The 25200-nt window shown below is 47.1% G+C and carries 18 protein-coding genes, 7 tRNA genes and 3 rRNA genes; 9 read left to right on the top strand and 19 right to left on the bottom strand.

The genetic code is table 11. The features are described from left to right. Positions 1–300 precede the first annotated feature (300 nt). From glmM to M1D67_RS01040, 11 genes are all read right to left on the bottom strand, one after another. Entirely contained in the window at positions 301–1647 is a 1347-nt protein-coding gene (gene glmM, locus M1D67_RS01090) for a phosphoglucosamine mutase (RefSeq protein ID WP_023857685.1), read from the bottom strand. A 20-nt stretch (positions 1648–1667) separates the two neighbouring features. Continuing rightward, a complete protein-coding gene (locus M1D67_RS01085; RefSeq protein WP_023857684.1) occupies positions 1668–2984 on the bottom strand; it encodes a CdaR family protein in 1317 nt (438 codons plus the stop codon). Further along, a complete protein-coding gene (cdaA, locus tag M1D67_RS01080) occupies positions 2977–3798 on the bottom strand; it encodes a diadenylate cyclase CdaA (protein ID WP_003178443.1) in 822 nt (273 codons plus the stop codon). Before cdaA ends, M1D67_RS01085 begins: the two co-directional genes overlap by 8 nt. 165 nt (positions 3799–3963) lie before the next feature. Next, on the bottom strand, positions 3964–4584 hold the full coding sequence (rsiW, locus tag M1D67_RS01075; RefSeq protein ID WP_035337451.1) for an anti-sigma-W factor RsiW: 621 nt from the start codon (positions 4582–4584) through the stop codon (positions 3964–3966). A gap of 13 nt (positions 4585–4597) precedes the next feature. Continuing rightward, the gene (sigW, locus tag M1D67_RS01070) at positions 4598–5161 is read right to left on the bottom strand and encodes an RNA polymerase sigma factor SigW (RefSeq protein WP_003178438.1); all 564 of its coding nucleotides are present in this window, start codon (positions 5159–5161) and stop codon (positions 4598–4600) included. A gap of 224 nt (positions 5162–5385) precedes the next feature. Then, entirely contained in the window at positions 5386–6300 is a 915-nt protein-coding gene (gene rocF / locus M1D67_RS01065; protein ID WP_458117714.1) for an arginase, read from the bottom strand. A gap of 125 nt (positions 6301–6425) precedes the next feature. After that, positions 6426–6497, bottom strand: a tRNA-Gln gene (locus M1D67_RS01060). A gap of 4 nt (positions 6498–6501) precedes the next feature. Then, positions 6502–6586 (bottom strand) — tRNA-Tyr (locus M1D67_RS01055). 8 nt (positions 6587–6594) lie between these two features. After that, positions 6595–6667 (bottom strand) — tRNA-Thr (locus M1D67_RS01050). A gap of 59 nt (positions 6668–6726) precedes the next feature. Beyond that, a tRNA-Val gene (locus tag M1D67_RS01045) sits at positions 6727–6802 on the bottom strand. Between the two features lie 105 nt (positions 6803–6907). After that, positions 6908–6982, bottom strand: a tRNA-Glu gene (locus M1D67_RS01040). 184 nt (positions 6983–7166) lie between these two features. Here M1D67_RS01040 and M1D67_RS01035 point away from each other — a divergent pair. The 8 genes from M1D67_RS01035 (at position 7167) to M1D67_RS01000 (ending at position 16550) form a co-directional block, all read left to right on the top strand. Continuing rightward, positions 7167–7619, top strand: coding sequence for a 2-thiouracil desulfurase family protein (locus M1D67_RS01035; protein WP_145624774.1), 453 nt, complete (start codon positions 7167–7169; stop codon positions 7617–7619). A 174-nt stretch (positions 7620–7793) separates the two neighbouring features. Beyond that, positions 7794–8711 (top strand): N-acetylmuramic acid 6-phosphate etherase, encoded by a 918-nt coding sequence (gene murQ, locus M1D67_RS01030; protein ID WP_245117834.1) that lies wholly within the window; start codon positions 7794–7796, stop codon positions 8709–8711. Positions 8712–8729: 18 nt separating this feature from the next. Further along, positions 8730–9587, top strand: a complete 858-nt coding sequence (locus M1D67_RS01025) for a MurR/RpiR family transcriptional regulator (RefSeq protein WP_479831536.1) — start codon at positions 8730–8732, stop codon at positions 9585–9587. Between the two features lie 16 nt (positions 9588–9603). Beyond that, on the top strand, positions 9604–10971 hold the full coding sequence (locus M1D67_RS01020; protein WP_025810882.1) for a PTS transporter subunit EIIC: 1368 nt from the start codon (positions 9604–9606) through the stop codon (positions 10969–10971). Positions 10972–11037: 66 nt separating this feature from the next. Then, positions 11038–12387, top strand: coding sequence for a penicillin binding protein PBP4B (gene pbp4b / locus M1D67_RS01015; RefSeq protein WP_039073107.1), 1350 nt, complete (start codon positions 11038–11040; stop codon positions 12385–12387). Between the two features lie 14 nt (positions 12388–12401). Continuing rightward, positions 12402–14333: a glycoside hydrolase family 3 protein gene (locus M1D67_RS01010; protein ID WP_458117713.1), complete on the top strand. Its 1932-nt coding sequence runs from the start codon at positions 12402–12404 to the stop codon at positions 14331–14333. Then, a complete protein-coding gene (locus M1D67_RS01005) occupies positions 14333–15562 on the top strand; it encodes an exo-beta-N-acetylmuramidase NamZ family protein (RefSeq protein ID WP_020449912.1) in 1230 nt (409 codons plus the stop codon). The genes M1D67_RS01010 and M1D67_RS01005 overlap by 1 nt, the downstream gene beginning before the upstream one ends. A 118-nt stretch (positions 15563–15680) precedes the next feature. Further along, a complete protein-coding gene (locus M1D67_RS01000) occupies positions 15681–16550 on the top strand; it encodes a PhzF family phenazine biosynthesis protein (RefSeq protein WP_025810886.1) in 870 nt (289 codons plus the stop codon). A 29-nt stretch (positions 16551–16579) separates the two neighbouring features. On the opposite strand, the gene M1D67_RS00995 is transcribed toward M1D67_RS01000, so the two are convergent. The 3 genes from M1D67_RS00995 to M1D67_RS00985 all read right to left on the bottom strand — a co-directional run bounded on the left by M1D67_RS00995 (position 16580) and on the right by M1D67_RS00985 (position 18342). After that, entirely contained in the window at positions 16580–16993 is a 414-nt protein-coding gene (locus M1D67_RS00995) for a DUF5391 family protein (RefSeq protein WP_026580420.1), read from the bottom strand. A 34-nt stretch (positions 16994–17027) separates the two neighbouring features. Further along, positions 17028–17969 carry a bile acid:sodium symporter family protein gene (locus M1D67_RS00990; RefSeq protein WP_479831833.1) on the bottom strand — a complete coding sequence of 314 codons (942 nt, stop codon included), beginning with the start codon at positions 17967–17969 and terminating at the stop codon, positions 17028–17030. A gap of 151 nt (positions 17970–18120) precedes the next feature. After that, on the bottom strand, positions 18121–18342 hold the full coding sequence (locus tag M1D67_RS00985) for a hypothetical protein (protein ID WP_020449908.1): 222 nt from the start codon (positions 18340–18342) through the stop codon (positions 18121–18123). A gap of 175 nt (positions 18343–18517) precedes the next feature. Between M1D67_RS00985 and M1D67_RS00980 the strand changes: the two genes are divergently transcribed. Continuing rightward, entirely contained in the window at positions 18518–19687 is a 1170-nt protein-coding gene (locus M1D67_RS00980) for a serine hydrolase domain-containing protein (protein ID WP_023857673.1), read from the top strand. Positions 19688–20119: 432 nt separating this feature from the next. Here M1D67_RS00980 and M1D67_RS00975 read toward each other — a convergent pair. The 5 genes from M1D67_RS00975 to M1D67_RS00955 all read right to left on the bottom strand — a co-directional run bounded on the left by M1D67_RS00975 (position 20120) and on the right by M1D67_RS00955 (position 25137). Further along, positions 20120–20192: transfer RNA gene (locus M1D67_RS00975), tRNA-Thr, on the bottom strand. Between the two features lie 2 nt (positions 20193–20194). Continuing rightward, a tRNA-Asn gene (locus tag M1D67_RS00970) sits at positions 20195–20269 on the bottom strand. Positions 20270–20312: 43 nt separating this feature from the next. Continuing rightward, a 5S ribosomal RNA gene (rrf, locus tag M1D67_RS00965) occupies positions 20313–20428 on the bottom strand. A 58-nt stretch (positions 20429–20486) separates the two neighbouring features. Beyond that, positions 20487–23416: ribosomal RNA gene (locus tag M1D67_RS00960) — 23S ribosomal RNA — on the bottom strand. A 171-nt stretch (positions 23417–23587) separates the two neighbouring features. Then, positions 23588–25137, bottom strand: a 16S ribosomal RNA gene (locus M1D67_RS00955). Together the 16S, 23S and 5S rRNA genes with 2 tRNA genes alongside form the textbook arrangement of a ribosomal RNA operon. Between the last annotated feature and the right edge of the window lie 63 nt (positions 25138–25200).

The following is a 25200-nucleotide window of genomic DNA, read 5'->3' as shown; positions in this document are numbered from 1 at the left end:
AGGAAATCCTTGCGGCTGTGATCTTGTGGTCAGCCGGGAGGCATCCGCCGAAAATTCGATAAACCTCCATCCTCGTCAACTAAGCTGTTTCATCCGCACGCTTAGTCCGGGCGCTATAACTATAAAAAATGGTTCTGCCCTGCCTTTCCTTTTAAATTAAACAAGACAAGCTGATTTTACTATACACTAAAGGAACCGTCAAACATTTTTCAAAATGGTTCACATTTTTTCCAAGATTGAACGGTTCCCTTTATCTTATGTCAAATCAGCATGTCTCGTTCGTCAGTCTTCTGCGGAAAATCACTCCGCTCCCATTTCAGCTTTCACGACATCTGCAATGCGGCCTACGTATTTCTCGCAAAGCTCCTTCGTTTTCGCCTCAGCCATAACACGGACAAGCGGCTCGGTGCCGGACGGGCGCACAAGGATGCGGCCGTCACCGTTCATTTCCTTCTCAACCTCTTCGATGACCGCTTTTACCTTTTCGTTCTCCGCTACTTTATGTTTATCGGTTACTTTCACGTTCAAGAGGAGCTGTGGAAACTTCTGCATCTCTGCCGCAAGCTCTGACAAAGACTTACCTGTCATTTTGATCGTGTTCATCAGCATGATCGCAGAAAGCAGTCCGTCGCCTGTCGTATTGTAATCAAGGAAAATCAGATGTCCCGACTGTTCTCCGCCGAAAGTAAACCCGTCCTTTTTCATCGCTTCCACTACATAGCGGTCGCCGACAGCTGTCTGAACGCTTTTAATGCCTTCCGCTTCAAGCGCTTTGTAAAAGCCGAGGTTGCTCATCACCGTAGAGACAACTGTATTGTCCGCCAGGCGCCCCTCGCTCTTCAAGTACTTCGAACATATGTACATGATTTGATCGCCGTCTACGATATTCCCCTTTTCGTCAACAGCGATCAAGCGGTCGCCATCCCCGTCAAACGCCATGCCGACGTCAGCTCCCTTTTCTTTCACAAATTCGGCCAGGGCTTCAGGGTGGGTCGAGCCGACTCCGTCATTGATGTTTAATCCGTTCGGAGAAGTTCCCATCGTTGATACATCTGCGTCAAGATCGGCAAACAGGTGGGTCGCCAGCGAAGATGTCGCCCCGTGCGCACAGTCAAGCGCGACATGAATGCCTGTGAAGTCTTCATCAGCAGACTGCTTAAGAAACTGCAAATATTTCTGTCCGCCTTCAAAGTAGTCGTTCACCATACCCAGATCAGCGCCTACAGGCCTTGGCAGGTGATCTTCAGGCTGATCCATCAGACGCTCGATTTCAAGCTCCTGCTCATCGGAAAGCTTAAATCCGTCACCGCCGAAAAACTTAATTCCATTGTCCTCGACAGGGTTGTGGGAAGCTGAAATCATTACACCCGCTTCCGCGTCCATAGCCTTCGTCAAATATGCGACGCCGGGCGTCGAAATCACACCGAGACGCATGACTTCTGCTCCTATCGAAAGAAGGCCCGCAACAAGGGCACCTTCCAGCATATGCCCGGAAATGCGCGTATCACGGCCGATCAGCACCTTGGGGCGCTCCTTATCTTTTGTTAGGACATATCCGCCAAAGCGTCCGACTTTAAAGGCCAGCTCGGGTGTAAGTTCACTGTTTGCCACGCCTCTTACACCGTCTGTACCAAAATACTTGCCCATTAATATCGCTCCTTTTTGATTCATGAAGGTTGTGAATCCTTTTCAGAATGATTCTCTTCTTCTTCATTCTGACCATTATTTTTTTCGTTGTGGGTTGTTTGAGATGAGATTTTCACTCGAATGCTCTGCCGCGAAAGCGACCATGTCATGTTCTGCGGTCCGTTTACTTCCAGCTTCACGTTATGCTCGCCGTCATCGAGATCCGCCACATTGACATAGAGCTCGACGTCGGAAGGCTGGAGTTTTTCGATCGCGGCTGTCGAGCCCTTTGCCGTGATATCCAGCTTGCCTGACTTCGGATCGAGAAATTCAAGATCCCGGCTGTCATTCAGCCCCGCGGTTTTAATTGAAACGTTCTTCAGTTTTTTCTCTTCTTCCTTGTCAACTTTCACCTTGATTTTCACTTTTTCGGGTGACACTTTTTTAGCGCCGTCCGGCACTTTAATGTTGGCTTCCAACTCAGTGTCATCTTTCATTTTACTTAAATCAACCTCATCAGCCTCGACAAATTCTAACGAATCAAGAACATTTTGCGGCCCGTAGACGGTTACCTCTCCCGGACTGATATCAAGGCTGGAAATGCTGATACCGTCCGGAAGGCTCCCTTTCCGGTCAACTTTGACGGGAATCTTTTTGCTAGGGCTTGTCACGGGAACGGTGATTTTAACGACGGATGGACTGACTTCAACCGGAAGAACATTTCCGTCCCTGTCGTATACTGTTAGCTTGGCTTCTTTTTCAACCGTCTGGTCGACGCCCTCTAAATTGATCGTCGCCTTGATGTTTTGGATTCTGTCGATCACGGCTTTTGAGCCGGTGACGCTGACGTTTTTCGGGTTGATAATCGGCAGCTCCGGCGTGTAGCCATCTTTCATTTTGTTTTTATTATAAAAATCAACCTCGACCGGGAATTCCTTCGTCGTTTTTTCTTCGATGGTCACGGTTGTCACCGATGGATTGATGGTCAGAGTGAGGCCTTCGGCAACATTTCTGGCCTTCAGCTCGACTTTGTGCCTGCCTGTTTTCAGATGCTGCATATCGGCATAAATCTCAAAATCCTTCACTTGTCTGACCTTCTTGACGGTTCCTGTCGGGCCTTTAATCGTGACATTCACCGTCTGCGGCACGCCTGTTACGACGTAGTTTTCATCATCATAAAACGATTTGACCGGTATATCGGTGAGCGTCGCTTCGTCTGTCGTCGATGTCGGGAAAAACGATTCACCTGGTTTCTTCGGAGTCGGCGCTTGAGCGCTGTGGACCGCAAAGTAAAGAAGAAACGCGAATAATAATGCGACTACTTTGACAGCCCAGGGATTGTTTAAGAACTTATCCATTTTTCTTCGCCCTCCAATACCAGCGATTTGAGGAAGTTTCTCGCGAATTTTTCTTGAATTCCGCTTCAAGCATGTTTTTCAATGCCTCTTCCGATAAATCACGGTGAAGGTCTCCGTTTTTGGCGACGCTGATGCCGCCCGTTTCTTCGGATACGACAACCGTCAGACTGTCGGTCACTTCACTGATTCCCACTGCTGCTCTGTGCCTCGTCCCAAGCTCTTTTGAAATAAAAGGGCTTTCAGAAAGCGGAAGGTAGCAGGCGGCTGCAGCAACCTCATCATTTTTCATAATTACGGCGCCGTCATGAAGCGGTGTATTCGGAATAAAGATGTTGATCAATAGCTCAGAGCTGACCTTTGCATTTAAAGGGATCCCCGTTTCTATGTAATCGCCCATTCCCGTCTCCCGTTCAATCGTCAGAAGCGCGCCAATCCGGCGTTTCGCCATATATTTAATCGCTTTTGTAATCGCATCAATCGTTTTCTGCTGCTGCTCTTCCTCAGGTGTTCCGCTCCTCGAAAAAAAGCGCCCCCGCCCCAGCTGTTCCAGCGCTCTCCTCAATTCAGGCTGGAAGATGATAATGATCGCTAGGAACCCCCATGTGATCGCCTGGTCAACCAGCCACTGCAGGGTGCTTAATCCTAAATATTGACTGGCCAGCCTGACGAGAACAATGACCACGATTCCCTTTAAAAGCTGAACCGCCTTTGTCCCGCGGATGACCATCATTAATTTATATATTACGTACCAAACAAGGAGAATATCAACGGCATCGCCGAGGTACTGCAAGAAAGGGATATCCTCAAAAGCCATTTCCTCGTCCTCCAAGAATTCAGTCATTAGTAAGGTTAATATGTTTCAAAATGGTATGATCTATTATTTTTACATATACAGAGGCTATTATAGCACAAATTGATTTTCCAAGTGAAATGGCGGCCCTTCATAAAAAAAGAGCAAAGCTCATTCGCCCGCTTTGCTCTACTCTTTAGACTCCTTCATGTCAAAAACCGATTTTCCGGTCGATTTAATCTTATACCACATCCAGTCGAACACTTCGTTGATCTCATGGATCTGACCGGTGACTTGTCCTGCTGAAGCCGTATATTTTTCGCCATTAACAATCGTGACATCGCCGTCGACTTTGCCCTCTATAATCAGCTTTCCGTTTTTCACGGTCACATCGCCTTTGACAACTTCGCCTTCAGGTACGATGACCGTGTTGTTTTTCACTACGAGATTGGGCTGGCTTGATACGCTGAAATCCTGATCGTTTTTCCAGCTGGAGAAAAAGCTGCCGCCCATCAAAATGATAAACAAAGCTGCCGCCACTAAAAACGGATGGGCTTTAAGCCACCTGTTGATCGATGCCGTTCGCTTTTCCTTCGGCAGATTCGCCAGCACATCGGCTGTAAAGTTCGCCGGAGCTGTAAGATGCGACGTGCTCTGGACAAGAGCGATGGATTTTTCCATTTCATGAAGGTGCTTTTTGCAGTCTTCGCATGATTGGAGGTGCTCTTTTAATTGCGATTCATCTTCCGGTAGTATGTCTCCGTCAAGGTATTTATGCATAAGCTGAACAATATGCTCCGGACAGCTCATTTCATCACCCCACTTAAAGATCCCTTAATTGTTTTCTGAGAGCCTCTCTGCCCCTGTGTATCCTCGTTTTCACCGTACCTACGGGAATATTAAGGATTTCACTGATCTCAATGAGTGAGAGCTCATCAATGTACTTTAATACGATGACCGTCCTGTATTTATCGGGAAGCCTTAAGATTTTTTCCTGGATGGTGCTGTGCAGCTCCAAAGAAACCACTTCATCCTCTGGAAGCGCAACATCCGCCGCAACCTGGGAATACATCGTCAGTCCTTCAGTCCCCGCCACCTCTGCATCCAAGTAATAGTCCGGCTTTTTTTTACGGATACGATCGATGGTCAAATTGGTTGCGATTCGATAAAGCCATGTGGAAAATTTCCGGTTGATATCAAAACTGTCGATATTCACGTATGCTCTGATAAACGCTTCCTGCGCAATATCTTCCGCCTCATGCGCATTGCCGAGCATACGGTAGCAAAGCTGATAAATTTTGTCTTTGTAAATATCCACGATGTCTGCAAATGCATTACGATCGCCTTTTTTCACCTGTTTGATTCTTTTTTTAATCATTGTTTCCATATTTATCTAACCTCTGCCTTCACCGGTCTTTATGTATACGAATTGATTTTTATAAGGTTTCATTAAATTCATAAAAATAGTTTATCAAATTTTTGGCAGGGTGTAGATGCTTTGACAGGGATCATGCGCTTAATATTAGCTTAAAATTATTATACAACCTAAATATTATGAAGTTGAGACTTTTTTATAAAAAAAAGCAGCCTAAGGCCGCTCTTCAACCGCACCTAAAGCAGCTTTTCGCCAAACAGCGACCCCATTAAGGCGACTGCCGCTTCAGCCGTCCTGTTTTTCTCATCCAATATCGGGTTGACTTCGACAAACTCAGCGGACGTAATCAGCTTCGATTCTTCCAGCATTTCCATCGCCAGGTGGCTTTCCCTGTAGCTGATGCCTCCCGCTACCGGGGTTCCGACACCAGGCGCATCGTTCGGATCAAGCGCGTCTAAATCGAGTGACAGATGGACACCGTCCGTTCTGCCGTGCAAATAGTCTATCGTTTCTTCCATCACCCTCGTCATACCGAGGCGGTCGATTTCATGCATTGTATACACTTTGATCCCTTTGTCGCGAATCAATTCTTTTTCCCCGTCATCAAGTGACCTCGCACCGATGATGACGATGTTCTCCGCTTTAATTTTCGTTTCTTTTCCATAGATGCCTGTCAGCCCTTCATGGCCGATCCCCAGGCTGATGGCGAGCGGCATACCGTGAATATTGCCTGAAGGAGACGTTTCTTTCGTATTTAAATCAGCATGGGCATCATACCAGATCACACCCAGGTTTTGATAATGCTTCACAAGGCCGGCCAGCGTTCCGATCGCTATGCTGTGGTCACCGCCCAGCACGAGCGGAAAAGCACCTGAAGCCACGATCTTATCAACGGTCTCAGCAAGTTTTGCACTCGCTTTTGTAATCGCTTTCAAGTTTCTCAGCTCTTCAGATGCCGGCTCCCCGCCTTCTTTCTCATCCTCTCTTTGCCCGATTGTCATATCGCCGAGGTCTTCAATATCCTGACAAAGGCTTTCCAACCGTTCATTAACACCGGCACAGCGAATCGCGCTCGGTCCCATATCGACTCCCCGCCTCAGCTGACCGAGATCCATCGGTACGCCAATCATTGAAATCTGCTGTTTTAACATATGATATCCCCCTTTCAGACCTTCATTGTACCTTCCAATTCGGAATTGACTCAACAAGACATTTTTTTGAATAGTTATACAAAAAAGACAAAATAAAAAGGACATCCTAACAGGATGTCCAAAAACTGGGCTAGCTGGATTCGAACCAGCGCATGACGGAGTCAAAGTCCGTTGCCTTACCGCTTGGCTATAGCCCAATAATGGTGGAGGGGGACGGATTCGAACCGCCGAACCCTGAGGGAGCGGATTTACAGTCCGCCGCGTTTAGCCACTTCGCTACCCCTCCAAAAACAGTGCCGGCCAGAGGACTTGAACCCCCAACCTACTGATTACAAGTCAGTTGCTCTACCAATTGAGCTAGACCGGCATGATACGGTATCTTATGCAGTTACCGGCGCGGTTGTGACATAAACCGATCCAGAAAAATGGTGGAGGATGACGGGATCGAACCGCCGACCCTCTGCTTGTAAGGCAGATGCTCTCCCAGCTGAGCTAATCCTCCGCAGTACAGGACGTACAAGTGCATGCGTTGCAACAGGACGTTGCGATCTTAGCATGCCTTCCTTTTAAAAATTCCGGCATTCGCAGCGTGCTGTCCAAAAAAGAATGGTGACCCGTACGGGATTCGAACCCGTGTTACCGCCGTGAAAGGGCGGTGTCTTAACCACTTGACCAACGGGCCATCATCGTGTTTCAAGCAGCTCTCGTAAAGCTGACAAAAGTTATTATATACAGGTTCCTCCCCATTTGTAAAGGGGTAAATTAAAATTTTTATTTTCAAATTTTTTATTCATAAACATTGAGAAAAACGCAGAAATTTTGTTTAAAATAGGGCTATCTGATGTGCAAGAGAGGGGACGCGAAAAATGATACTGGTAAGTTCATGTCTGGCTGGGGTGGAATGCCGCTATAACGGATCGCACAGCTATGTGGGGAAAATCAATAAGCTTGTTGAAGAAAAAAAAGCGGTGATTGCTTGTCCCGAGCTGCTCGGCGGATTTCAAACGCCAAGGGAACCGGCCGAAATTATAGGCGGGTCGGGAGAAGACGTTTTAGACGGCAGGGCGGTGATCAACACAGAATCGGGAAAAGACGTAACAGACCTGTATATAAAAGGAGCTTATCTAACATTGGAGATGGCAAGGCAAATCAAGGCTGATACGATCGTGTTGAAGGAAAACAGCCCGTCTTGCGGTAGCGGCCATATATACGATGGAAGTTTCTCAAGCCAAAAAATAGCCGGCAACGGCGTTACGGCGGCGCTTCTGAAAAAAGAAGGCTTCCGCGTGATTTCCGAACACCAAATAGACGAGCTGTAATACCTGAACATAAGCGCAGTTCATCTGCGCTTTATTTTATGTCGGCAATCCGTTGTTTAGAACTTTATTGAAATAAAATTTTAATATTTACCTTTTGTTATTGAAATAATATTCCACCCTTAATATACTGAAAATTAAGAAATATATGCACTTCATCATCAGGAGGAGTTGTCGATGGAAAACAGCCATTTAGGTTCATTAACGACCGAACGCCGAAATGAAAGATCCAGGCGCATTCACCAGTCAAAGACGATTGATATTTTGAAAATCATCAATGATGAAGACAAAACTGTGGCCGAAGCTGTACAAGAAGTCTTACCAGAAGTTAAGACCGCCGTTGACTTCGCCGTCGGGTCGTTAAAGAAAGGGGGACGGATCATCTACATCGGTGCCGGTACAAGCGGGAGACTCGGCGTACTCGATGCAGCTGAATGCCCGCCGACGTTCAGCATATCTCCCGAGTCGGTCATTGGCATCATTGCAGGAGGAGAAAAAGCTCTGTACAAAGCCGTCGAAGGCGCTGAAGATCACGAGGCATTCGGCAGACGGGATTTATCAGCCGTTAACCTCTCAAACAATGATACCGTAATCGGAATCGCCGCCAGTGGTCGGACTCCATACGTTCTCGGCGCTTTGAAGTATGCCAGGGAAAGTGGCGCCAAGACCGTCTCACTGACATGCAACAAAAACTCGGCGATCAGCCAGGTGTCAGATCACAGCATAGAAGTGGTCGTCGGCCCTGAAGTTATTGCCGGATCGACGAGAATGAAAGCAGCAACCGCTCATAAAATGATTTTAAACATGATTTCAACGGCGGCCATGATCAAAATGGGAAAAGTCTATGAAAACCTCATGGTAGACGTAAAAGTAAGCAATGACAAATTAAAGGAGCGGGCGATTCGCATCATCCAAACGGTCACAGGTGTTCCAAAAGAAGCGGCGGCACTAGCGTTAGAAAAATCCCATAACCAAGTCAAAACCGCCATCATCATGCTGAAAACAAACGAAGATGCGGCCGCTTCCGAAAACCTGCTTGAGAAATCAGAAGGCGATATCGAAAAAGCTCTATCCATTTATGAAGATCAAGTTTAAAGAAGAAAGGAAGAAACAATGGCTGCAGGAGGATTGGAAATCATTCAGAATATGCTTCACAGATTGCCGCAATCTGAACGAAAGCTTGCCGAATACATTTTGAAAAACCCACACGAGGTCGTAAACGGCACCATTCAAGAGATGAGCTCTTCGGCAAAGACAAGCGGGGCGGCGGCAATACGGCTCTGCAAATCTCTGGGGCTGAAAGGCTTTCAAGATTTAAAAATGAGGGTCGCCGGCGATTTAATGAAACCGTCTAATCAGGGATACCGGGATATCGAACCGCAAGAGCCGCTCCATTCAATCGTTCAAAAAACAACCAGCAATTCGATTCAGGCGATTCGCGATACCTTTGAAAACATTGACCACGAAGATCTTCAAAAAGCGATTCAAATACTGATCAACGCAGAAACGGTTCATTTTTGCGGGATCGGGGCTTCAGGAATCGTCGCACAAGATGCCCAGCAGAAATTTTTGCGCATCAATAAAAAAGCCACCGCTTTTAGTGATATGCATCTTGTCGCGACATTAATCGCCAATGCCGGCGAGAATGACGTTCTGTTTGCCATATCCCATTCAGGAGAAACGCATGAAATCGCCAATGCAGTCAGACTCGCCAAAAAACATGGCATTAAAACCATTGGACTGACGCGGTTTGGACAGTCTGCTGTCTCTTCATTAAGCGATATCGCCCTGTATACGTCATGCTCAAACGAAGCGCCGTTTCGCAGCGCCGCCACCTCCTCTCGTTTAACTCAGCTTTACATGATTGACATTCTGTTTTTAGGCATAGCCGCGGAGCGCTACGAGGACATCATTCAGTATATTGATCAAACAAAAGCGGCCATCCGCATGATGGGAATGAGCGAATTGTAAAAAAGGGGGATATAAAATGAGCGATGAGAAAAAATATGCCGGCCTGGCAAAACTGATTTTACAACACATCGGCGGCCCGTCTAACGTCGCGGATTATACCCATTGTATGACGCGCCTGCGCATCACGCCTGTCAACAGTCAAAAAACCGACATCGGCTCAATCAAAGCGCTTGAAGGCGTGATTGGCGTCGTTGAGGAGGAAACGCTTCAGATTATCCTCGGCACCGGCGTCGTACAGCACGTATCAGACGAATTCGGGAAGTTGCTTCAATCCGCGGAAGACGTTGACTTAAAACAATCCGCAGCCAAACATAAAGCTGAGATTTCCAAGAAAAACGCGACGCCTTTTAAATTGTTTCTTCGGCGGATCGCAAGCATTTTTATACCGCTGATCCCCGCTTTGGTCGCCTCAGGCTTGATTACCGGAATCACCAAAGCCGTTATCCAAGCAGGCTGGCTCGCTGATACATCACAAACCGCCATTATTTTAACGGTAATAGGTTCAGGTTTATTTACGTATTTAGGCATCCTGGTCGGGGTCAATACGGCGAAAGAATTTGGCGGCTCCCCCGCACTCGGCGGATTAGCCGGTATTTTAATCATTAACCCGGCCGTTGGTGATATTTCGCTTTTCGGTGAAGCGCTTTTGCCGGGACGCGGCGGTTTAATCGGTATTTTATTCGCAGCTGCATTTATCGCTTTTCTCGAAAAACGGGTCAGGCGCATTGTACCTCATTCACTCGACATCATCATCACACCTACAGTCTCCCTTCTCATCACAGGAATCGTCACTTACGTTGTCTTCATGCCTGTCGGCGGCTTGATATCTGACGCCATTACGTCAGGACTTCTCGCCATCTTAGATCTCGGCGGCATTATCGCCGGCTTTGTACTGGGGGCCACCTTCCTTCCGCTCGTCGTAACCGGACTGCACCAGGGATTGACACCCGTTCATATGGAATTAATCAATTCAATCGGCGATGACCCGTTGCTGCCGATTCTGGCTATGGGGGGCGCAGGTCAAGTAGGCGCCGCTTTTGCGATCTATTTCAAAACAAAAAAAGCAAAGCTCAAAAGAGCCATTGCCGGCGGACTGCCGTCAGGCCTGCTCGGAATCGGTGAACCGCTCATATTCGGTGTGACTCTTCCACTCGGACGTCCGTTTTTAACCGCGTGCCTCGGCGCCGGAGTAGGTGGAGCCTTTCAAGCGTATTTCAAAATCGCGACCGAATCGATAGGCGTATCAGGTCTTCCTTTGTCATTTTTAGTCCATACCCACCAAGTTCTTTTGTATATTCTCGGTTTGTTTATTTCCTATGCTGCCGGCTTTGCCTTAACATATCTCTTTGGTTTTAAAGACGATATGGCAGTTGAATTTGATTAAACGTTTGTTTAAAATTCCCACTATGCATTTTTTGACAGAAAGGAGTGAAGCAAGCTGAAAAAGTTTATGATCAGCGCTGCAGCATCGTCCCTATTGTTGCTGACATGCTTTTTCCCGCTTCCGTCATCAGCACAGACTGCAATTGCGAACGAGACAACAGGTCAGCTGACATATCCCGTATTAACGAAGGCGAAAACACCTGAAGAAGCCGGTTTTTCTTCGGAAAAGCTTAAAGTCGTGGACCGTCTGATCGAACAGGATGTCAAAGCGGGCTTTCCCGGGGCTGCCTTGATTTTGATAAAAGACGGAAAAATCGTCAAAAAAGAAGCATACGGCTACAAGCAGAAATACAACGGCCTCTCGACGCTCAAACATCCAAAAAAAATGAAAGCAAACACGATGTTTGACCTCGCCTCCAATACAAAAATGTATGCCGTCAATTTTGCCTTGCAGCATTTAGTGAGCACCGGAAAGCTTGACTTGAACAAAAACATTTCACATTATCTTTCTGATTTCAATGATCACCCGGAAGACGATGTAAAGGGAAAAAACCGGCTCCGCGTCATAGATTTGCTCCACCATCACGCAGGCTTCCCTGCAAGCTGGAACTATTACGACCCGAAAGCAGCCGGACACCTCTACTCTCAGTCACGGAGCAAAACGCTTGAATATCTTGTCAAAACCCCCTTGTCATATGAACCCGGCACAAAACAAATTTACAGTGACATCGACTATATGCTCCTCGGGCTGATCATAGAAAAAGTCACAAACGAGCGTTTAGATACCTTTGTTGAAAACCAATTTTACCGGCCTCTCGGGTTGCGGCATACTTTGTTTAATCCGCTCCAAAAGGGCTTTAAACCGCCGCATTTTGCAGCTACGGAACGAAAGGGAAACACCAGAGATGGCACCATCTTGTTTCCAAATATCAGAACTTACACGCTTCAAGGGGAAGTCCACGATGAAAAAGCGTTCTATTCAATGGAAGGCGTCTCTGGGCATGCCGGCCTTTTTTCCACCGTTGACGACGCAGCAGTGCTCCTTCAAGTCATGCTGAACGGCGGCGGTTACGGGAAACAACATCTATTCAGCCGTTCGGTCATTTCACAATTTACTGAGCCGTCAAAAACAAATCCCACATATGGACTAGGATGGCGGCTTAACGGCAATACCGATATGGAGTGGATGTTCGGCAAGCACGCCAGCAACAAGGCATACGGCCATACCGGCTGGACGGGAACCGTCACTATCATCGATCCCGTGTATCAAATCGGCATTGTGTTGTTAACCAATAAAAAGCACTCTCCTGTCATCAACCCTAAAGAAAACCCGAATCAATTTGAAGGTGACGCATTTGCAACCGGAAAGTACGGCAGCGTCATTACAGCTATTTACGAGGCGTTACATCACCAATAGGAGGCGACCCTTATATGAAAAGATTTCTTCAATGCGCGTTGATTGCATTGCTGTTATCGTCTCTCGCTTTGCAGCCCGCCGCTCGCGAAGCAGAAGCGAAACAGCAGCCGGAACAACACCTCAAACAAATGGTCAGCAGCATGTCGCTTGAAGAGAAAATCGGACAAATGCTGATGCCTGACTTTAGAAACTGGAAGAAAAAAGGGGAATCGAACGCCAAAGGATTAACAAAAATGAATGACGAAGTCGCGGGAATCATTCAAAAATACCGGCTCGGCGGTGTCATTCTTTTTGCTGAAAATGTCACAGGCACAGAGCAGACTGTACGGTTAACGGACGGCTTGCAAAAAGCGAGTCCTGACATTCCGCTCTTTATCACGATCGATCAGGAAGGCGGGATTGTCACCAGACTTGAATCAGGCACAAACCTGCCCGGCAATATGGCAGTCGGTGCATCGCGAAGCAGCAAAAATGCCTTCAAATCAGGAAAAATCATCGGAAAAGAATTAGCATCGCTGGGCATCAACGTGAACTTCAGTCCTGTACTTGATGTCAACAACAATCCCGGCAACCCGGTCATCGGCGTTCGTTCTTTCAGTTCCAAGCCTGAGCTGACTTCAAAGCTCGGCATCCAGATGATGAAGGGCCTGCAGGACGAGCAAATGATCGCTACAGCAAAGCACTTTCCCGGACACGGCGATACAGCGGTTGACAGTCATTACGGATTGCCGCTTGTTCCGCATGATGAAAAAAGGCTGAGAAGCATTGAACTTGCGCCATTTCAAAAAGCGATCGATGCAGGGATTAACATGATCATGACAGCGCATGTCCAGTTCCCCGCCTTTGACAATACAACCTATAAAAGCAAAAAAGACGGCGAGGACATCATGGTGCCTGCAACACTTTCCAAAAAAGTCATGACAGACCTTCTCCGCAAAGACCTCGGCTTTAAGGGCGTTGTCGTAACAGACGCTTTAAATATGAAAGCCATTTCTGATAATTTCGGACAGGAGGAAGCCGTCGTCATGGCTGTCAAAGCAGGAGTCGACATCGCCCTCATGCCCGCACAAGTCACATCGCTTGAGACCGAAAAAAATCTAGCGCGTGTATTCGAAGCTCTTCTGACAGCCGTTAAAAAAGGTGAGATCCCTATCGAACAAATCGATCAGTCGGTGGAGCGAATCCTTCAATTAAAAATAAACCGCGGTATCATCGATCACACCGGCTCCGAACCGCTTCAGAAAAAAATCAAATACGCCTTGAAAACGGTCGGCAGCAACAAACACATGAAATCCGAAAGGAAAATGGCAAGAGAAAGCGTCACCATTCTTAAAAATGAAAAAAGCACCTTGCCATTCAAACCGAAAAAAGGGGATACCGTCCTCATTCTCGCCCCATACGAAGAGCAAACAGCAGCAATCGCCAAAACCATCAGCAAAATAAAGAAAAACATCAAGGTCGTCGAATATCGATTTGCAGAAAAAACGTTTGATGAAGAGATTCAAAAGAAAATTGACGAGGCCGATTATGTCATCACAGGATCATATGTAGTCAAAAACGATCCTGTTGTGAACGACGGTGTCATTGATGACAGCATTCAAGACTCAAGCAAGTGGGCAACTGCTTTTCCGCGCGCCGCCATGAAATACGCTCAGGCAAACGGGAAAAAATTTGTCTTAATGAGCTTACGAAACCCTTATGACACGGCAAATTTTGAAGAAGCCGCTGCCGTGATCGCAGTATATGGCTTTAAAGGCTATGCAAACGGGGGCTTCAGGCAGCCGAATATTCCGGCCGGAGTGGAAGTTATCTTCGGAAAGGCAAAGCCTAAAGGAACATTGCCCGTAGACATTCCTTCGGTCACACGCCCCGGAGAAACCCTTTACCCGTTCGGCTACGGGTTGAATATTAAAAACGGCAAGCCGCTTCACAAAGGAGGGTCATAATGAGAAAAAAAGCGATCTGGCTGCTTGCGGGAATGTTTGTCTTCAGTACATTAACCGCAGCAGCGGCCTTTCCGGACAAAGAAAAGAAAGCAAAGGTCTCACCGGGTATTGAAGTGATCATGAACAAGAAAAGCATATTAAAAGGAAAAAGGGTCGGTCTCATCACAAATCCAACCGGTGTCAATTCAGCATTAACAAGCAGCATCGATTTGCTTCACCAAGCCCCCGGTATTGAGCTGACCGCTCTCTATGGTCCAGAGCACGGTGTAAGGGGAGACGCTCAAGCCGGCGATAAGGTTGACTCTTATATTGATGAAAAAACCGGTCTCCCCGTCTACAGCCTTTACGGAGATACGAGAAAACCGACACCGGAGATGTTGAAAAACGTTGACGTCCTGCTATTTGACATCCAAGATGTCGGAACGCGGTTTTACACTTACATTTACACAATGGCTTATGCGATGGAGGCGGCAAAAGAAAACGGCATTCCATTCATTGTTCTTGACCGGCCAAACCCGCAAAGCGGCTTAAAAGTTGAAGGACCTGTCCTTGATCCAGATTATTCTTCATTTGTCGGAATGTATCCCATCCCTTTAAAGCACGGAATGACCGCAGGAGAACTGGCAAAGCTGTTTAATGACGAATTTAACATCGGCGCCGATTTAACCATCATCAAAATGAAAGGGTGGAAGCGACAGATGTTCTTTGAAGACACTGGTCTTCCTTTCGTCCTGCCTTCCCCGAACATGCCGACGCCGGATACGGGCATCGTCTACCCGGGCACAGGTTTAATTGAAGGAACCAATATGTCAGAAGGAAGGGGCACGACAAAGCCTTTTGAATTAATTGGTGCGCCCTACATGAAAAGTACGGAACTCGCCGAAAAATTAAACGGTCTGAAGCTTCCTGGCGTCCGATTCAGAGCCGCCTCGTTCACTCCGACATTTTCAAAGCATCAAAATAAACTGTGCCACGGGGTGGAGCTTTACGTGACAAACAGGTCCGCTTTTAAGCCTGTAAATACCGGTATCGCGATCATCAAAACCGTCCATGACCTCTACCCGGACGACTTTGAGTTCCTCCCTTCAGGCAATTTCAACCGTCTGATCGGGAATGGATGGGTCAAAGCTATGATTGAACAAGGCGCTTCAATTGATGAAATCGTCAAAAAATACGAAGCAGATCAAAAACGGTTTATGAATATCAGAAAGAAGTATTTGCTTTATTAGGAAGAGCGGGATCCGCTCTTCTTTATTTTTTTAGACTGTTCAATGATTCTCATCTCATGTAAGATATGTAAAACTGCCTTTAGGGCAGGAAGGTCATTTTAAAGGGGAGAGACATCGGATGGAATTTTACCTTGTGGACGTGTTTGCAGAAACAAAATATACAGGAAACCAGCTCGCCGTTTTTAAAGCAGAAAAGAACCTATCAAGTGATAAAATGCAAAAAATAGCTAGGGAAATTAATTTTTCCGAAACAACATTTATATTAGGGAAACAGGAAAACAGCGGGTATGATGTCCGAATCTTCACCCCGGAAAAAGAAATTCCGTTTGCAGGACATCCGACGCTGGGCACAGCGTTTATCATAAAGAATGAAATCGAAACTGAACCATCTTCAAGCGTCATTTTAAATGTTCGAGCAGGCGCAATACCGGTATCGTTTGACAAAGGTGAAGATCAGATCATTTGGATGAAGCAAAATCCGCCTGTATTTAATCGAACTTTTGATAAAGAAATGATGGCAGAAGTACTCGGTATCGACACATGTGATATGGATTTGGATTTCCCGATACAAGAGGTTTCCACAGGTCTGCCAGCAGTTATCGTCCCGTTAAATTCGCTAAGTGCAGTTAAAAAATGCAAAATCAACAAGGATCGGTTTGAAGCTTTTATGAAAGAAACAGAAGCCAGTCTGCTCGTTTTTTCTACGGAAACCTATCATGAACAAAATCATATCAATACACGAGTTTTTTGCGACTGTCTCAGCGTTCCCGAAGATCCGGCAACAGGAAGCGCGATCGGGGATCTCGCAGGATATTTACTGCATCACGGTTATTTTAATCAAAATGACCTCAGCATAAGGGCTGAACAAGGGTATGAAATAAACCGGCCTTCCCTGCTTTATATTGAAGCGCATACAACGGAAAACAGCATAGAAATTCACATCGGGGGAAACGTCCACCTGATCGCAAAAGGAACTTGGCGAACTTGAACACAACGCGGGAAAGCGGTTTTTAAATATTAGAAAGAAGCAGCCGCTGACGGCCTGCGAAAAGCGGCGACTAACCAAATCACATTCACGATCGCTGACAGAATGCAAAGGCATACGACGCCCAATAAAGCAGAAGCATATCCGCCAAAAGCGCCAATCAACATAACCACTGGAATCATGGTCAGCGTGATGATTAATCCAATTCCGCAAAGAACAGCCATTACAAACTTCATCGCATCAAACCCGGCCATATAAACAGCAAGGGGAAGGATATAAAAGAGTAAAACGGTTCCGATTGCCGCCCACATCCCCAAAGTGCCAAACTCATTAGCATGGGGGCCTGAATGAGCGAGCGGAGAAAGTGAAGCTGTGACTAATAAAGAACAAAACAAAAATGCGGAAATTAAAGTCCACATCATCACACTTACCCTATTGGTTTTCATTTTTTTTCACTCCTGTAAGGTTTGAGTCTGCCAACTATGAGGGCAGACTCGTTTTTTTGTCTAAATGATACGTTTTTTTCAGCTCGCTTCTTGCAAGCAAATGCCCATATAGCGCAGCCAGGATCTGCTGAAACAGCATGCCGATGACAACGGGCACCGCCACTTGCGGCGGAAAAAATCCGGTGGCCAACACAGCGCCGGCGCTAATATTCCGCATTCCTCCGGTAAAAATTAAAGCCACGATTTCCTCCTTGGGCCGTTTCATCAGCCGACCGATCAGCCAAGCTGTCATGTATCCAGTAAATGCCACCAAAAAAACCGTAACGGCTATCGTTAAAAACTTTAAATCGACGTTTTTCAGGTAAGGAGCGACAACTGAGCTGTTAATCGCCACCACGGCGGCTAACCCGATTTTCGAAAATGGAGCGCAATTTGCGCTTAAACGCGCTGTCCGCTCCGGTATTGAAAATTGATTGACGAGCATTCCTAACAAAGAAGGAATCACAATCATTCCGACTAAACCTTTCATCATACCGATTACATCCATTTCAACATGCGCCCCGGCCAGGATGGAAAGACTGAACGGAACGATGAAAGGCGAAAGAATCGTGTCCACTAAAATAATCGATAGGGTTAAGCCGATGTTTCCTTTATACATGGCAGCCCAAATCATACTCGTAATACCCGTCGGAATGACAACACCAAGGGTAAGCCCTGTAATCGTTAATGAATCTCCGCTAAACACAAGATGCCCCGTGCCCCATGCCAGAACAGGCATAAATATGTGCAAAACAAATAAAGCGAGTAGCATCGGCAAGGGATGAACCATCGCTGTTTTCAGCGACTGAAAATTTGCCCCAAGGCTGCCGGCAAATGTCATAAACGCAAAAATCCACGGCACAAGACCCGCCAGCCCATTTAAGTAATCCGCAAGCAACACCCCGCTGACAACACTTAAAGGCGTCAGTAAAGGCATAATCTTACCAAGTGTTTTATTGATCGTCTGAAGCATAGATGTAAAACGCCCGCTCTCTTTAAATCGAATTTACATTCATTATAACAAAAGATGGAATATCAAAACAGGAAGGGAATACAGAAAAGAAGACAGCAAGATGAAAGAGCAGCTTTTAGGCATAATGAGCTATGCTTCTTTTTTTATAGGGGAACACGGTTAAAATGGCCTCTATCTTAAACATTCTGAACTGCTGTTTTTGGAAGCAAAATGCTTTCACATAACCGTTTTTAATTTCTTTCACGAGAATCGCCCGTTTAGAAAAACTACTTTCTTTCATGTAAATGATTTCTACCGGAAAACCGTCTTCCATTGAACGATACAACAGCTTATTCATCGTCTCACCTCACATCTTTATTTTATAAGAACATTTGTTCTTATTCAAGTGTAAATAAAATGTAAATTTTGGCATTATCCCAAACCATGTATGAAAATATTAGCATTTTGAAGAAACTTTTTAAGGGGTTATTGCGTCAGTAAATACGTCACATATAAAAGAAGGAGTACCCGCCATGGCAAGAACATACAGAACGCGAATAAAGAAAAGAAAAAAGAAGAAAACAAAAAGAAGGCTCATCATTCTTTCCTTTCTTCTTGTTTGTGGGGTAATTTATCTTGCACTTCCAAGCGGTATGCGAGATCACCAAGAAAATCAACTACAGGCAACTGAAAAAAAAGAACAGCCTGAAGCAAAGAAGAAGACAAATCAAAATGAAACAAAAAAGAACCCTATCATCACAAAAAATGATAATGCTCAATTGGATCAATATTTAAAAAGCATTGGATTCAGCGGCACAGCATTAATTGTAGAAGACGGAAACGTTGTGACAAGCAAAGGGTATTTATATGCAAACCGCGAGGAAATGGTCCCCAATACACCGGACACCGTCTTTTATGTTGGGTCATCACAAAAAGCAATTATTGCAACGGCAATTTTACAGCTTGAGGAAAAGGGATTGCTATCAGTAAATGACCCCGTTTCTAAGTATCTTCCTGACTTTCCAAACGGCTCAAAGATCACCCTTTATCATTTCTTGACACACACATCAGGGATTAGGGGGCACAAAGAAGGCCACGGATATATTTCGCCGGAAGATTTAATGAAAGATATCGAAAAACGAGGCGTAAAATACCCAACTGGGAAATGGGATTATAGAGACTCCAATTACTCGGTTCTGGCATACATTGTCTCCATGGTAAGCGGTGAACCAGTCGATCAATACATCAAAAAGCACGTTTTTAAACCTGCCGGTATGAAACACGCAGGCTTTTATAAAACATTTGCTAAAGAGTCAAATCCGTCGACAGGGTATAAATTAAACCCGCAAAAAGAGCTTTATACGCCTGACATGCCGAATTTATCACAGCTTTATGGGGCTGGTGATATTTATATGACCGCTTATGATATGTATTTATTTGATAAAGCACTTTACGAAAGAAAAATCATTTCCAATGAAAGTTTTATGAAAATGTTTACGCCAAACAAAGCAACATACGGTATGGGCTTTTATGTGTCGCCGGGAAGCTATTCTAGTCACGGTGTCATGCCCGGCTATAACATATTAAACAGCTTCAGTCTGACAGGGAGCAGATACGTCATTCTATTTTCTAACATCCAAAACAACATCAAATCTTTTGGCAGTGTAAACAATCGGATCTTCTCTATTTTAAATGGATTTTAAACATATTTAAACAAGCTCTCTGTCATCCGAGTCAGAGAGCTTGTTTAATAGCAGAAAAAGTTTTTACGGTTAAAAGGGATTTTAATTATAAATATGGAAGATGGATAATAAATAATTTTCAATATAAAGGAAGGTTGTCATGTCTTTATTAACGCTTAGCAAAATCGTGACCGTTATTGGCGTTGTAGCATTATTTATATGGACTTTTAAAGACTCAAAACAGCATGAACCTGATACGTTAAAGTACGGGAGTTATATGTTGTTCCTTCTTGTCTTAGAAGTCGCAATTAACGTTTTATATGAGAGGGTATAGCAGTAAGCAGGCGTTAAGCCTGCTTTTATACATTCTATAAGTTGAAAGCAAAATATCATAAAACAAAAAAAGCTTTCTCCACCATAGGAGAAACCTTGTCATATCAACGTATTCACTTAAGCTTCCAAGCGGGCTCGAACCGCTGACCTCTTCCTTACCATGGAAGTGCTCTACCTGCTGAGCTATGGAAGCATTGGCTCCGCAGGCAGGATTCGAACCTGCGACCGATCGGTTAACAGCCGATAGCTCTACCACTGAGCTACTGCGGAATAAGATAAGCTTCAATTCATGCAGGGTAAAGATATATAAACAGCTTGGCGGCGTCCTACTCTCACAGGGGGAAGCCCCCAACTACCATCGGCGCTGAAGAGCTTAACTTCCGTGTTCGGCATGGGAACGGGTGTGACCTCTTCGCTATCGCCACCAAACTATGTATGAGAGGTGTTCTCTCAAAACTAGATAACGGTCAGACAATTCACAAACATTTAGGTTAAGTCCTCGATCGATTAGTATCTGTCAGCTCCATGTGTCGCCACACTTCCACCTCAGACCTATCAACCTGATCATCTTTCAGGGATCTTACTTCCTTGCGGAATGGGAAATCTCATCTTGAGGGGGGCTTCATGCTTAGATGCTTTCAGCACTTATCCCGTCCGCACATAGCTACCCAGCGATGCCCTTGGCAGAACAACTGGTACACCAGCGGTGCGTCCATCCCGGTCCTCTCGTACTAAGGACAGCTCCTCTCAAATTTCCTGCGCCCGCGACGGATAGGGACCGAACTGTCTCACGACGTTCTGAACCCAGCTCGCGTACCGCTTTAATGGGCGAACAGCCCAACCCTTGGGACCGACTACAGCCCCAGGATGCGATGAGCCGACATCGAGGTGCCAAACCTCCCCGTCGATGTGGACTCTTGGGGGAGATAAGCCTGTTATCCCCGGGGTAGCTTTTATCCGTTGAGCGATGGCCCTTCCATGCGGAACCACCGGATCACTAAGCCCGACTTTCGTCCCTGCTCGACTTGTAGGTCTCGCAGTCAAGCTCCCTTGTGCCTTTACACTCTGCGAATGATTTCCAACCATTCTGAGGGAACCTTTGGGCGCCTCCGTTACCTTTTAGGAGGCGACCGCCCCAGTCAAACTGCCCACCTGACACTGTCTCCCCGCCCGATAAGGGCGGCGGGTTAGAAGGTCAATACAGCCAGGGTAGTATCCCACCGATGCCTCCACCGAAGCTGGCGCTCCGGTTTCCAAGGCTCCTACCTATCCTGTACAAGCTGTACCAACATTCAATATCAGGCTGCAGTAAAGCTCCACGGGGTCTTTCCGTCCTGTCGCGGGTAACCTGCATCTTCACAGGTACTATAATTTCACCGAGTCTCTCGTTGAGACAGTGCCCAGATCGTTGCGCCTTTCGTGCGGGTCGGAACTTACCCGACAAGGAATTTCGCTACCTTAGGACCGTTATAGTTACGGCCGCCGTTTACTGGGGCTTCAATTCGCACCTTCGCTTACGCTAAGCGCTCCTCTTAACCTTCCAGCACCGGGCAGGCGTCAGCCCCTATACTTCGCCTTACGGCTTCGCAGAGACCTGTGTTTTTGCTAAACAGTCGCCTGGGCCTATTCACTGCGGCTCTCTCGGGCTTGCACCCTAACAGAGCACCCCTTCTCCCGAAGTTACGGGGTCATTTTGCCGAGTTCCTTAACGAGAGTTCTCTCGATCACCTTAGGATTCTCTCCTCGCCTACCTGTGTCGGTTTGCGGTACGGGCACCTCTCACCTCGCTAGAGGCTTTTCTTGGCAGTGTGGAATCAGGAACTTCGCTACTATATTTCGCTCGCCATCACAGCTCAGCCTTACGGGAAACGGATTTGCCTATTTCCCAGCCTAACTGCTTGGACGCGGATATCCAATACCGCGCTTACCCTATCCTCCTGCGTCCCCCCATTGCTCAAATGGTGAGGAGGTGGTACAGGAATATCAACCTGTTGTCCATCGCCTACGCCTTTCGGCCTCGGCTTAGGTCCCGACTAACCCTGAGCGGACGAGCCTTCCTCAGGAAACCTTAGGCATTCGGTGGAGGGGATTCTCACCCCTCTTTCGCTACTCATACCGGCATTCTCACTTCTAAGCGCTCCACGAGTCCTTCCGGTCTCGCTTCACAGCCCTTAGAACGCTCTCCTACCACTGTTCGTAAGAACAGTCCGCAGCTTCGGTGATACGTTTAGCCCCGGTACATTTTCGGCGCAGAGTCACTCGACCAGTGAGCTATTACGCACTCTTTAAATGGTGGCTGCTTCTAAGCCAACATCCTGGTTGTCTAAGCAACTCCACATCCTTTTCCACTTAACGTATACTTTGGGACCTTAGCTGGCGGTCTGGGCTGTTTCCCTTTCGACTACGGATCTTATCACTCGCAGTCTGACTCCCAAGGATAAGTCTTTGGCATTCGGAGTTTGACTGAATTCGGTAACCCGGTAGGGGCCCCTAGTCCAATCAGTGCTCTACCTCCAAGACTCTTACCTTGAGGCTAGCCCTAAAGCTATTTCGGAGAGAACCAGCTATCTCCAGGTTCGATTGGCATTTCACCCCTACCCACACCTCATCCCCGCACTTTTCAACGTGCGTGGGTTCGGGCCTCCATTCAGTGTTACCTGAACTTCACCCTGGACATGGGTAGATCACCTGGTTTCGGGTCTACGACCACGTACTCATGCGCCCTATTCAGACTCGCTTTCGCTGCGGCTCCGTCTTTTCAAACTTAACCTTGCACGGGATCGTAACTCGCCGGTTCATTCTACAAAAGGCACGCCATCACCCATTAACGGGCTCTGACTACTTGTAGGCACACGGTTTCAGGATCTCTTTCACTCCCCTTCCGGGGTGCTTTTCACCTTTCCCTCACGGTACTGGTTCACTATCGGTCACTAGGGAGTATTTAGCCTTGGGAGATGGTCCTCCCGGATTCCGACGGAATTTCACGTGTTCCGCCGTACTCAGGATCCACTCAGGAGAGAACGAAGTTTTGACTACAGGGCTGTTACCTCCTATGGCGGGCCTTTCCAGGCCTCTTCATCTACCTCGTTCTTTTGTAACTCCGTACAGAGTGTCCTACAACCCCAAGAGGCAAGCCTCTTGGTTTGGGCTGTTCCCGTTTCGCTCGCCGCTACTCAGGGAATCGCATTTGCTTTCTCTTCCTCCGGGTACTTAGATGTTTCAGTTCCCCGGGTCTGCCTTCTCATATCCTATGAATTCAGATATGGATACTGCTCCATTACGAGCAGTGGGTTTCCCCATTCGGAAATCTCCGGATCAAAGCTTGCTTACAGCTCCCCGAAGCATATCGGTGTTCGTCCCGTCCTTCATCGGCTCCTAGTGCCAAGGCATCCACCGTGCGCCCTTTCTAACTTAACCGTTAAAAAGAATCACTACGTGATATCTTGCATTACTAATTGAATGTGATGTCTACTGTTATCTAGTTTTCAAAGAACACGTTTTGAAGGAATGATCCTTCAAAACTAAACAAGATCTAAACGCACCTGTCTATAAGACCGCAAGGTCTTATATTCCGTATAATATCCTTAGAAAGGAGGTGATCCAGCCGCACCTTCCGATACGGCTACCTTGTTACGACTTCACCCCAATCATCTGTCCCACCTTCGGCGGCTGGCTCCAAAAGGTTACCTCACCGACTTCGGGTGTTACAAACTCTCGTGGTGTGACGGGCGGTGTGTACAAGGCCCGGGAACGTATTCACCGCGGCATGCTGATCCGCGATTACTAGCGATTCCAGCTTCACGCAGTCGAGTTGCAGACTGCGATCCGAACTGAGAACAGATTTGTGGGATTGGCTTAGCCTCGCGGCTTCGCTGCCCTTTGTTCTGCCCATTGTAGCACGTGTGTAGCCCAGGTCATAAGGGGCATGATGATTTGACGTCATCCCCACCTTCCTCCGGTTTGTCACCGGCAGTCACCTTAGAGTGCCCAACTGAATGCTGGCAACTAAGATCAAGGGTTGCGCTCGTTGCGGGACTTAACCCAACATCTCACGACACGAGCTGACGACAACCATGCACCACCTGTCACTCTGCCCCCGAAGGGGAAGCCCTATCTCTAGGGTTGTCAGAGGATGTCAAGACCTGGTAAGGTTCTTCGCGTTGCTTCGAATTAAACCACATGCTCCACCGCTTGTGCGGGCCCCCGTCAATTCCTTTGAGTTTCAGTCTTGCGACCGTACTCCCCAGGCGGAGTGCTTAATGCGTTTGCTGCAGCACTAAAGGGCGGAAACCCTCTAACACTTAGCACTCATCGTTTACGGCGTGGACTACCAGGGTATCTAATCCTGTTCGCTCCCCACGCTTTCGCGCCTCAGCGTCAGTTACAGACCAGAGAGTCGCCTTCGCCACTGGTGTTCCTCCACATCTCTACGCATTTCACCGCTACACGTGGAATTCCACTCTCCTCTTCTGCACTCAAGTTCCCCAGTTTCCAATGACCCTCCCCGGTTGAGCCGGGGGCTTTCACATCAGACTTAAGAAACCGCCTGCGCGCGCTTTACGCCCAATAATTCCGGACAACGCTTGCCACCTACGTATTACCGCGGCTGCTGGCACGTAGTTAGCCGTGGCTTTCTGGTTAGGTACCGTCAAGGTACCGCCCTATTCGAACGGTACTTGTTCTTCCCTAACAACAGAGTTTTACGATCCGAAAACCTTCATCACTCACGCGGCGTTGCTCCGTCAGACTTTCGTCCATTGCGGAAGATTCCCTACTGCTGCCTCCCGTAGGAGTCTGGGCCGTGTCTCAGTCCCAGTGTGGCCGATCACCCTCTCAGGTCGGCTACGCATCGTTGCCTTGGTGAGCCGTTACCTCACCAACTAGCTAATGCGCCGCGGGTCCATCTGTAAGTGGTAGCTAAAAGCCACCTTTTATAATTGAACCATGCGGTTCAATCAAGCATCCGGTATTAGCCCCGGTTTCCCGGAGTTATCCCAGTCTTACAGGCAGGTTACCCACGTGTTACTCACCCGTCCGCCGCTGACATCAGGGAGCAAGCTCCCATCTGTCCGCTCGACTTGCATGTATTAGGCACGCCGCCAGCGTTCGTCCTGAGCCAGGATCAAACTCTCCATGAAGTTTGATAATGACTACGCACATTCGCATGTACGATTTATTTAATGAATTAACAGGTACGTTTG

Source organism: Bacillus sp. PK6-025 (genome assembly GCF_056530265.1).
Note: the sequence above shows the minus strand (reverse complement) of the source record. Positions and strands in the feature narration are given on the sequence as shown.